Source organism: Micromonospora sp. NPDC049171 (assembly GCF_040648275.1).
Lineage (GTDB): Bacteria > Actinomycetota > Actinomycetes > Mycobacteriales > Micromonosporaceae > Micromonospora.
In genome coordinates this window covers 83,654-93,590 of record NZ_JBEZDJ010000031.1, presented here as the reverse complement: position 1 = coordinate 93,590, position 9,937 = coordinate 83,654, and the positions used below count along the sequence as shown (strand labels likewise).

Here is a 9,937-nt window from a genome sequence, read left to right as displayed (position 1 = left end):
ACGGCCCCAACGGCGTCCGGCGCTGTCGGGGTGGGTGCCCAGCACACCGACCCGCCACCCCCCACCCCCCGCCCCGCCCCGCCCCCCGCCCCCCCCGACCAACCTCGTCGATCATGGAGTTATTGCCCGGCGGCACGGCGTGTCGTGGCAATAACTTCATGATCGACGAGGCTGGCGCGCTGCCGGCGGTCGCGCTGCCGGGAACTAGGCTCGCGGTATGACGATCGACAGCGACGGCTTCGCCGCCCCGGCCGCCCTGGTCGAGCACGCCCGCCGGTTCCGGGCCGAGGGCGGCACCCCGGCGACGCCGCGGGTCGCGGCCACCGTGCTGCTGTTGCGTCCGACCGACGCCGACTTCGAGGTGTACGTCATCCGCCGGGTCGCCGCCATGACCTTCGGCGGGATGTACGCCTTCCCCGGCGGCGGGGTGGACCGTTCCGACTCCGCGGCACACCTGGACTGGGCGGGCCCGCCACCGACCGAGTGGGCGGGTCGGCTCGGGGTGACGCCGGACGCCGCCCAGGCGGTGGTCTGCGCCGCCGCCCGGGAGGTCTTCGAGGAGGCCGGCGTGCTGCTCGCCGGCCCGGACCCGGCGACCGTGGTGGGCGACGTCAGCGGGGACGACTGGGAGACGGCCCGGCAGCGGTTGGAGGGGCGTGAGTTGGGCTTCGCCGAGCTGCTCGCCGACCGCCAGCTCACGCTGCGATCGGATCTGTTGCTGCCGTGGAGCCGGTGGATCACCCCGGAGTTCGAGCCGCGCCGCTTCGACACGTACTTCTTCGTGGCCCTGCTGCCGGCGGGACAGCGGACCCGCGACGTCTCCGGCGAGGCCGACCACACGCTCTGGATCCGCCCGGCGGACGCGCTGGCCCGCGCCGAGGCGGGCGAGTTGACCATGTTGCCGCCGACGCTCGTCACGCTGGCGCAGGTGGCGGCGGCCGGCGACCTGGCCGGCGTGGCCCGCGCGGCGGCCGACCGGGACGCCGCCACCCCGGTCACCCCGCGCCTGGACCTGCCCCCGGACGGCGAACCCCGCTTCGTGCTCGGCTGACCCCGGCCGGCGGTCCGCCGTGTCCCTGAGGCACGGCGGACCGGCGGTCCCTCAGTAGTGCCCGACGTACCGGTAACCGGCGTTGAGGCTGCCCGGGGCGGCGTGCGCGGGTGCCAGCGCGTCGAATGGCGCCACCGTGAGGAAGCGGACGAACTGCTGGTCCGGTTCCTCGTTGGGTGCGAAGGTGAGGACGTCGATGTCGCTCGGCGCGACGTCGCGTTCGACCCAGTCCATCAGCGGCTGGAGGAACTCCGGGATGCCGACCTCCGACGGGTGCGGGCTCGGCTCGGGCCCGAACAGGCAGTGGTAGCCGGCGGGCACCATGTACAGCCGCGTGAACGCCTCGCTGCCGCCGCGCCGCTGCACGGCCGCGTAGTAGTCGAGGGTGGTGAACGGGGGGACGGACGGGTCCGCCCAACCGTGGTAGAGGATCAACTTGCCGCCCTGTGCGCGGAACTCCGACAGGTCCGCGTCCGTCGCGTTGTAGATGGCGTCGCCCAGCACGTTCAGCCGGTCGAACGTGGCCCGGGTGAACCGCACGTCGGTCAGCTGGAAATCGGCTGGCGGGTTCTGCGGGTACGCGAGGTATTTCAGGTAGTTGAGGGCGATCCTTCCGGCGTTGCCGTCCGACGGGGAGCCGGAGCGCACCACGAACTGGTCGATCCAGCCCAGCTCCGATCCGTACGGCATGCCCCCGGGGTAGAGGCCGTTCGGCCCTCGATAGAACGCCACCACGGCCGCCACCTGGGCCGCCGTGAGGCAGTCCGGCCGGTCCGTGCCCCGCGGGCAGCGCAGCGACGACGGCTGGAACCCGCACCGCCGCGGATCCTCGATGACCGCGCCGCACTCTCGGGCAACCGCCTCGTGCAGCGCGGGAATCTTCTCCGGGCCGAGGATCTGTCGGCCCGACGCGTCCGTGTTCCGCAGGGCCACCCAGGCGTTCAGCAGCGCCAGTGGCGCCAGGTTGTGCACCGGCGCGCCGGCCAGGATGCCGTCGAAGTCGGCCGGGAACCGCTGCGCCAGCATCAGCCCCTGCCGCCCGCCGGTCGAGCAGCCGTCGAAGTACCGGTATGTCGGCCCGTGCCCGTAGTACGCGACCATCACCGCGTCCGCGACCCTCCGCAGCCGGTGCTCGGACAGCAGCCCGAACTCCAGTCGGGCCCGAGGGTCGGCGCCCCAGGTCGCCGGCTCGCTGGTCTGCGGGTCGCCGGTGTGCCCGGTGTCGTCGGCGGCCAGCACCAGCCGACCGTCCCGGGCAGCCGCGCACTGGAACCCGAAGAGCGGCAGGGTCAGGTCGGGCACCGTGCCACACAGCCCGCTACAGCCCTGCTGTACGTACTGCCCCGTCCAGCCGGAGACGGGGAGCTTGACGGTGAACCGCGTCTGCGGCCGGATCACCCCCTGCACGACGCAGAACTCCTGGCCCTCGTCGTTCGTGTCGCGTTCCGCCGAGGACACCGACACCTGCGGGATGCGCGCCCCGGTCAACCCCGCGCACCGGTCGGTGGGCGGGTCGGTGGCGGCTCCGGGCGTGACGAGCAGTGGTACGGCGGCCAGCAGTGCCAGCACTGAACGAATCATGCTTCCCTCCTCTTTGGAGGGAGATTAGGCAGGTCGGAGGGTCTGTCGGATCGGTCTCGGGACGGGACTCCCGGTCATCCCCGAGGCGGAGCGGTGCCGGGCCGGACTAGGCCGCACTCGTAGGCGAGCACGGCGGCCTGCACCCGGTCGCGGAGGCCGAGCTTGAGCAGGATCGCCGACAGATGGGTCTTCACGGTGGCCCGGCTGAGGACCAGGCGCTCCGCGATCTCGTCGTTGGAGAGCGCCCGCGCCACAAGCGCGAGCACCTCGATCTCCCGGGCACTGAGCGCGTCGAGCGTCGGCGGGGGAGTGCCGCCGGGCAGTTCGCTGGCGAACCGGTCGAGCAGCCGCCGGGTGACGGTCGGCGCGAGCAGTGCCTCACCGCGCGCCACCACCCGTACCGCCGTGGCCAGTTCGTCGGGCCGGATGTCCTTGAGCAGGAAGCCGCTGGCGCCGGCCCGCAGCGCCGCGAACACCGGCTCGTCCAGGTCGAACGTGGTCAGCATGATGATCCTCGCCGGCTGGCCGGCCGCGACCAGCCGACGGGTCGCCTCGATGCCGTCCAGCCGGGGCATCCGCACGTCCATCAGGATCACGTCCGGCCGCAGGCGCCCGGCCAGCGCGACGGCCTCCAGACCGTCGCCCGCCTCGCCGACCACCTCAAGATCCGCGCGGCTCCCGATGATCATCGCGAAGCCGGCTCGGACGAGGGCCTGGTCGTCGGCGATCAACACCCGGATGGCCGTCGTCGTCATGCCGAGCTGAGCGGCAGGTCCGCCCGTACCCGAAAGCCGCCGCCCGGCATCGGCCCGGCGTCCAGCGTCCCGCCCAGCAGCCGGGCCCGTTCCTGCATCCCCACGATGCCGCGGTGGGCGGAACGGTCGACCCGGCCGACCGGACGGGCCGGCCCGTCGTCGCGGATCTCCAGCCGCACCGACCGGGGCGAGCACCGCACCGTCACCCGGGCCAGGGTGGCCTGGCTGTGCCGCAGGGTGTTGGTCAGCGACTCCTGCACGATCCGGTACGACGAGAGGTCCACCGCTGCCGGCAACGTCGACACGGCCGGTTTCCGATCCAGCTCGACGGTCAGCCCGGTGGCCCGCAGCGACGCCGCGAGGGTGTCCAGTTGCGCCAGACCGGGCTGCGGGGTGGCCGAGTCGGGTCCGGTGTCGGCGCTCATCGTCTGCAACAACACCCGCAGTTCGGACAGGGTGGACCGGGCCGCCAGGTCGATCGAGGTGAGCGCCGCGCGGGCCAGGTCGGGCCGGCGGTCGAAGACGTCCTGCGCGGCACCGGCCTGCACCACGATCACCGACACCGTGTGGACCAGCACGTCGTGCAGCTCACGGGCGATCCGTTCGCGCTCCTGGGCGACGATGCGGCGCTCGGAGTCCTGCCGGCGCAGCGCGCGGGTCCGGCCCAGCTCACCGAGGGCCCAGCCGAGCGCCGGGCCGGCGATCGCGAGCAGCACGTTGCGCCAGTCACCATGCGCCAGCTTCCACGGCGTACCGGCCAGCAGCAGGCCGAGCACCCACAGCGACCGCGACGGCGATCGCCTCCGCGCGTACCCGGCCAACACGGCGGCGACCTGACCGAGCCAACCGATGTCCGGACTGAGCGACTCGATGCCGACCCCGGCGAGGACGGCCGCCGCCATCGCGGCCTCCGGGTAGCGACGCAGCACCACGATGGTGCTGGCCTGCACCGCCGCCAGCACGAGGGCGGCGGCGTATCCGATGGGGCGTTGCGGGCCGTTCGGTGTGACCACGATCAGTGTCGCGAGCACGAGGAACAGGCCGACGGCGACTCGCGGTTCGGGCCGGCATCCGCGCAGGGGTCTGCCGGGTGTACGCACCCGCTGATCGTAGGCAGCGCACGATCGGCGGTCATCGGCCGCGGGAACGACGAAGCGGTCCGTCCGGAGACGGACCGCCCGCGTCGCGGAGGAGAGCGGAGGAGACCAGCGGCTCAGCCGAAGCGGCCGGTGATGTAGTCCTCGGTCTTCTTCACGCTCGGGTTGCTGAAGATCTTCTGGGTGTTGTCGTACTCGATCAGCCGACCCGGGTCGCCGGTCTTCTCGATCGAGAAGAAGGCGGTCCGGTCCGACACCCGCGCGGCCTGCTGCATGTTGTGGGTCACGATGATGATCGTGAACTTGTCCTTGAGCTGGAACATCAGGTCCTCGATCGCCAGCGTGGAGATCGGGTCCAAGGCCGAGCACGGCTCGTCCATCAGGACGACCTGCGGCTCGACCGCGATGGTCCGGGCGATGCAGAGCCGCTGCTGCTGACCGCCGGAGAGGCCTGCGCCGGGCTTGCCCAGCCGGTCCTTGACCTCGTCCCACAGGTTCGCCGAGCGCAGCGCCTTCTCGGCCGCGGCCTCCAGGATCGACTTCTTGCGGACCCCGTTGAGCTTCAGGCCCGCCACCACGTTCTCGAAGATGCTCATGGTGGGGAAGGGGTTCGGCCGCTGGAAGACCATGCCGATCGTGCGCCGGACCGCGGTGACGTCCACCTCGCGGTGGTAGATGTCCTGGTCGTCGATGGTCAGGCTGCCCTCGACCCGGGCACCCGGCAGCACCTCGTGCATCCGGTTGATCGACCGCAGGAACGTCGACTTGCCGCAACCGGACGGCCCGATCAGGGCGGTGACGGTCTTCGGCTCGACGGTCAGGTTGATGTTCTCGATCGCCTTGAACCCGCCGTAGTACGCGGTGACGTTCGAGGCGGAGACGCGCTTGGCCATGGTGGTACCTCCGGGGTTCATCGGCTGAGCCTGTTGCGACGGGCCAGCAACTTCGCCGCGATCGTCAGGATGAGCACGAGGGCGACCAGGGTGAGTGCCGCTGTCCACGCGCGGTCCGGGGCGTACTTCGACGCGTTGCCGGCCTGCTGGTAGACGTAGAGGGAGAGAGACGACTGGTTGTTCTCGAACGGGTTGAAGTTGATCGCGGCGCCACCGCCGGCGATCAGCAGCACCGGGGCGGTCTCGCCAGCCGCGCGGGCGATGGCGAGCATGACGCCGGTGACGATGCCCGGGAGTGCGGTGGGAAGCACCACCCGCAGGATGGTCTTCCACTTGGGCACACCCAGGGCGTACGCGCCCTCCCGCAGCGGTGCCGGAACGAGGCGCAGCATCTCCTCGGTGGAGCGGACGATGGTCGGCAGCATCAGCACCGCGAGGGCCAGCGCGGCGGCGAAGCCGGAGAAGCTCGGTCGGCCGTCGTTGAACCACGGCGAGACGATCAGCACCCAGAACGCCAGCACGAACAGGCCGCTGACGATCGACGGGATACCGGTCATCACGTCGACGAAGAAGCGGATCGCGAAGGCGAACTTGCCCCGGCCGTACTCGACGATGTAGATGGCGCAGAGCAGCCCGAGCGGCACGGTGATCAGGACGGCGATGCCGACCTGTTCCAGGGTGCCGATGATGGCGTGGTAGGCGCCGCCGTTCGGGTCCCGGGCGCCGATGTTGTTCATCGAGGTGAGGAAGAAGTCGGCATCCAACCGCTGGACACCCTTGCTGAGCAGCGTCCAGACCACCGAGACCAGCGGCACCACGGCCAGCACGAACGCCGAGTGGATCAGCGCGCTCCAGGTGCGGTTGCGGGCCGCTCGTCGCCCCTCGACGGCGTTGGACGCCGCGAAGAGACCGACCAGGTACAGCACCGCGCCCAGCACGATGACGAGGACGGGCCCGCCGATGCTCGCGCCGTAGACGATCGCGGCGGCGAGGACCAGCGCGGCCACGGCGATGGCCGGTGCGGCGTACGCGGGCAGCCGCCGGGCCCGCAACGTGTCCGGCTGGACCGGCGGCCGGGTGCGGTGTGAGGTGATCGTGGCGCTCATGCGGCGGACTCCGTGAACTCCCGGCGGCGGTAGATGATCGCCCGCGCGATGATGTTGACGACCAGCGTGATCGCGAACAGCACCAGGCCGGACGCGATCAGAGCCCCGCGACCGGTGTCGTTCGCCTCGGCGAAGCGGTTGGCGATGTTGGCGGCGATGGTGTTGCCGCCGGACTCGAGCACGTTGAACGAGATGCTGTAGGTGGCACCGAGGGTCAGCGCCAGCGCGATGGTCTCGCCGAGCGCCCGACCCAGTCCGAGCATCACCGCGGCGATGATGCCGGGCCGCCCGTACGGCAGGACCGCGGTGCGCAGCATCTCCCACCGGGTGGCGCCCAGCGCGAGGGCGGCCTCCTCGTTCGCGGTCGGGGTCTGCCGGAACACCTCACGGGTCAGCGAGGTGATGATCGGCAGCACCATGATCGCCAGCACCAGGGAGCCGAGCAGGATCGAGTTTCCGTACGGGCCGTCGCCGCCGAAGATCGGGATCCAACCGAAGTACTTGTTCAGCCAGCCGGAGAGATCGGTGACCGGGCCGATGAGGTAGTCGCGCCCCCAGAGGCCGAACACCACGCTCGGCACGGCGGCCAGCAGGTCGATCAGGAAGCCGAGTGCGTTGCCGAGCCGCCGGGGCGCGTAGTGGGACAGGTAGAGCGCGATGCCCATCGCCACCGGCACCGCCATGAGCAGCGCCAGTGCGGCCGTGAGCACCGTACCGAAGGCGAGCGCGCCGATGCCGAACGTGGGCGGGTCGTCGTTCGGGAACCAGCCCTCGTAGGTCCAGAAGCTGGCGGAGTTGGCCCGCAGCGCCGGAATCGCCTTGGCGATCAGGAAGACCGCGATGGCGACGATGATGACCAGGACCGTCGTGCCGGCGGCCAGGGTGAGGCCGTGGAAGGCCCGCTCGGCGCCGAAGGCACGCGCCCGGGGCAGCGCGCCACCGCCGCCCAGGCCGGAGCCGTCAGGGGAAGGGGTGCTGACTGGTGCCTCGGCCACACGCGCCGAGGCACCGGCGGGCCACTCGTGACTCTGGGTCACGCGCGTCCCGCCGGTGCCGGCGTCGGCCGAGCGGTGAGGGGTTTCACCCATCTGCTCGCTCGATTCGGTTGCTGAGGTGGTGGATTCGGGTCAGGAGAGGTTCTTGACCGCGGTCTCGACCTTGGTGCGGACCGTCTCCGGCAGCGGGGCGTAGCCCAGCTCGGTGAGAGAGGCCTGGCCCTCGGCACTGGCGGCGTGGCCGAGCAGGCCCTTGACCAGCTTCAGCTTGTCGGCTGCGAGGCCCTTGCTGCAGACGATCTCGTACGTCGCCAGGACGATCGGGTACGCCCCGGCCTCCTTGGTGTTGTAGTCGATCGACATCTTGAGGTCGTCGCCCTGGCCCTCGATCTTGGCCCCGGCGATCGTCTTGCCGGCCGACTCGGCGGTCAGCGCGGCGAACTCGCCCGCGCCGTTGCCGACCTTGGCCATCTTCAGGCTGGCGTTCTCGGCGTACGACCACTCGACGTAGCCGATGGTGCCGTCGGTGCCCTTGATCTTGCTGGCAACACCGTCCGACTTGGCGGCACCCACGCCACCCGGGGCCTTCCAGGCCTTCGCGTTGCCCAGGGTCCAGTCCGCCTCGGCGGTCTTGGAGAGGAACTTGGTGAAGTTGTCGGTGGTGCCCGACTCGTCCGAGCGGTGCACCGCCTGGATGGCGGTCGACGGCAGCTTGGCGTCCGGGTTGTCGGCCTTGATCGCCGGGTCGTCCCACTTGGTCACCTTGCCGGCGAAGATCTTCGCCAGGGTGGCCGGCTTGACCTGGAGGTTGTCCACGCCGTTGAGGTTGTAGGCGATGGCCACCGGGCCGATCACCATCGGCAGGTTGATGGCGGCGCCGCCGGCGCACTTGGCGTCGGCCTTCGGCTGCTCCTCCGGCTTGAGCGCGGAGTCGGAGCCGGCGAAGTCCGCGGTGCCGTTGATGAACGCGGTGATGCCGGCGCCGGAGCCGGAGGGCTCGTAGTTGATCGTGACGCCCTGGCACTTCTGCTGGTACGCCTTGATCCACTCGTCCATGGCGTTCTTCTGTGCCGACGAACCCTGGGCGTTCACCGTTCCGGTGGCGCAGTCGGCCGCGGCGGCCGAGCCCGAAGCGCTGGTGCTGGGCTCGTTGTTGTCCGAGCCGCAAGCACTGAGACCGAGCGTCGCAGTAAGAGCGAGGCAGGCAAGAGTGCCGTACCGCTGGAGCTTCACCTGAGGGGTTTCCCTTCGCGTCTGACTTGGCACCCCGATGCCGGGGCCCGAGGACCGGCACTGACCGGCTGACACGAAAGTTAGAAGTGCCAGGTAGCCGGTTCGCCGGTCGCAAGTGAACGCAGGGTGAACACGTACGGCCGCCAAGATGACCGCTTGCTGAGGGTGAGTTGTCCGTTAAGTGAACTCGGGCGCACCTGTCGGAAGTATGGGTATATTTCCGGTTCAGTGTTATGCCGCCGACGCCCGGCCGTTACCGCGCGGTGATCGGCCGGGAAGCGGGTCGACGGTCAGCCCAGGTGGTAGTTGATGTGCGCGGACCAGCGGGCGAAGCCCATCCGCTCGTAGAGCGCGACCGCCCCGGCGTTCGACTCGTCCACGTAGAGCATCACCCGGTCCAGGCCCCGGCTGTCCCGCAGGTACGCCAGCCCGGCGGTGGTCAGGGCCCGGCCGAGCCCGCCACCGTGCGCGGTCGGCTCCACGCCCAGCACGTACACCTCGCCGATCCGGGCCGACCCCGGGCGCTCGTGCACCTTGGTCCAGTGGAAGCCGAGCAGTCGACCTGTCGCGGTCTCCTCGGCGAGCAGGAAGCCGGCCGGGTCGAACCACGGCTCGGCGAGGCGGACGCGCAGGTCGTCCGAGGTCCACCGCCCCTGCTCGGGGTGCTCGGCGAAGGCGCGTGAGTTGAGGGTCAGCCAGGCCGTGTCGTCCGCCCCGGGGCGGAACGCGCGCAGCACCACCCCGTCGGGCAGGCGCGGCTCGCCCAGCGGGGCCGCCAGCGGCCGGCGCAACTGCCAGAGCACCCGGGCCCGGGTGAACCCGAGGTCGACGCCGAGCGCCGCGGCGGACGGGTGGTCGCCGTGCGCCCACGCCCGCAGCGGCCCGGTGGCCGAGGCGAGTACGCCCCGGGCCAGCGCGCGACCGGTGCCCCGCCGCCGGTACGCGGGGTGCACCACCAGCTCGACCCCGATCCCGCCGACCGGGTCGGTGGTGTCCAGGTGCGCGTACCCGGTGAGGGTGCCGTCGTCGGCGCGGGCGATGAGGTGCAGGGCGGGGGCGTCCGAGTCGCGGAGGCGGAGCAGGACGTGCTCGTCCAGCGGATCCGCGCCGTCGGTGTCGCCCGCGGCGCTGGCGAGGGCCAACACGTCGGCGATCTCCGCCGGTGCCAGTCGGTCGGTCCGGGTCACCTGGTCGCTGGTCGGCTCCGCGCTGCTCATCCCGTCACC

At 71.4% G+C, this 9,937-nt stretch carries 9 protein-coding genes; 1 reads left to right on the top strand and 8 read right to left on the bottom strand.

All coding sequences use genetic code 11. From position 1 onward, the window contains the following. The first annotated feature begins 217 nt into the window (after window positions 1-217). Window positions 218-1,051: an NUDIX hydrolase gene (locus AB0B14_RS31205; RefSeq protein ID WP_357068203.1), complete on the top strand. Its 834-nt coding sequence runs from the start codon at window positions 218-220 to the stop codon at window positions 1,049-1,051. Window positions 1,052-1,102: 51 nt separating this feature from the next. On the opposite strand, the gene AB0B14_RS31200 is transcribed toward AB0B14_RS31205, so the two are convergent. From AB0B14_RS31200 to mshD, 8 genes are all read right to left on the bottom strand, one after another. Beyond that, window positions 1,103-2,632, bottom strand: a complete 1,530-nt coding sequence (locus AB0B14_RS31200; RefSeq protein ID WP_357525672.1) for a tannase/feruloyl esterase family alpha/beta hydrolase — start codon at window positions 2,630-2,632, stop codon at window positions 1,103-1,105. Window positions 2,633-2,706: 74 nt separating this feature from the next. Beyond that, the gene (locus tag AB0B14_RS31195; protein ID WP_357525670.1) at window positions 2,707-3,387 is read right to left on the bottom strand and encodes a response regulator transcription factor; all 681 of its coding nucleotides are present in this window, start codon (window positions 3,385-3,387) and stop codon (window positions 2,707-2,709) included. Beyond that, on the bottom strand, window positions 3,384-4,487 hold the full coding sequence (locus tag AB0B14_RS31190) for a histidine kinase (RefSeq protein ID WP_357525668.1): 1,104 nt from the start codon (window positions 4,485-4,487) through the stop codon (window positions 3,384-3,386). Before AB0B14_RS31190 ends, AB0B14_RS31195 begins: the two co-directional genes overlap by 4 nt. Window positions 4,488-4,600: 113 nt before the next feature. Further along, the gene (pstB, locus tag AB0B14_RS31185; protein ID WP_357525680.1) at window positions 4,601-5,377 is read right to left on the bottom strand and encodes a phosphate ABC transporter ATP-binding protein PstB; all 777 of its coding nucleotides are present in this window, start codon (window positions 5,375-5,377) and stop codon (window positions 4,601-4,603) included. Window positions 5,378-5,394: 17 nt separating this feature from the next. Further along, window positions 5,395-6,483, bottom strand: a complete 1,089-nt coding sequence (gene pstA, locus AB0B14_RS31180) for a phosphate ABC transporter permease PstA (protein ID WP_357068211.1) — start codon at window positions 6,481-6,483, stop codon at window positions 5,395-5,397. Continuing rightward, window positions 6,480-7,571: a phosphate ABC transporter permease subunit PstC gene (gene pstC, locus AB0B14_RS31175; RefSeq protein WP_357525666.1), complete on the bottom strand. Its 1,092-nt coding sequence runs from the start codon at window positions 7,569-7,571 to the stop codon at window positions 6,480-6,482. Before pstC ends, pstA begins: the two co-directional genes overlap by 4 nt. Window positions 7,572-7,610: 39 nt before the next feature. After that, window positions 7,611-8,711 (bottom strand): phosphate ABC transporter substrate-binding protein PstS, encoded by a 1,101-nt coding sequence (pstS, locus tag AB0B14_RS31170; protein WP_357068215.1) that lies wholly within the window; start codon window positions 8,709-8,711, stop codon window positions 7,611-7,613. Between the two features lie 290 nt (window positions 8,712-9,001). Next, the gene (gene mshD / locus AB0B14_RS31165) at window positions 9,002-9,928 is read right to left on the bottom strand and encodes a mycothiol synthase (RefSeq protein ID WP_357525664.1); all 927 of its coding nucleotides are present in this window, start codon (window positions 9,926-9,928) and stop codon (window positions 9,002-9,004) included. Between the last annotated feature and the right edge of the window lie 9 nt (window positions 9,929-9,937).

Excerpts from the sequence above, each read along its gene's own strand:
- AB0B14_RS31205 (WP_357068203.1), top strand. The coding sequence starts at position 218 with ATGACGATCGACAGCGACGGCTTCGCCGCCCCGGCCGCCCTGGTCGAG.
- pstA (WP_357068211.1), bottom strand. The coding sequence starts at position 6,483 with ATGAGCGCCACGATCACCTCACACCGCACCCGGCCGCCGGTCCAGCCG.
- AB0B14_RS31200 (WP_357525672.1), bottom strand. The coding sequence starts at position 2,632 with ATGATTCGTTCAGTGCTGGCACTGCTGGCCGCCGTACCACTGCTCGTC.
- pstC (WP_357525666.1), bottom strand. The coding sequence starts at position 7,571 with ATGGGTGAAACCCCTCACCGCTCGGCCGACGCCGGCACCGGCGGGACG.
- AB0B14_RS31195 (WP_357525670.1), bottom strand. The coding sequence starts at position 3,387 with ATGACGACGACGGCCATCCGGGTGTTGATCGCCGACGACCAGGCCCTC.
- mshD (WP_357525664.1), bottom strand. The coding sequence starts at position 9,928 with ATGAGCAGCGCGGAGCCGACCAGCGACCAGGTGACCCGGACCGACCGA.
- pstB (WP_357525680.1), bottom strand. The coding sequence starts at position 5,377 with ATGGCCAAGCGCGTCTCCGCCTCGAACGTCACCGCGTACTACGGCGGG.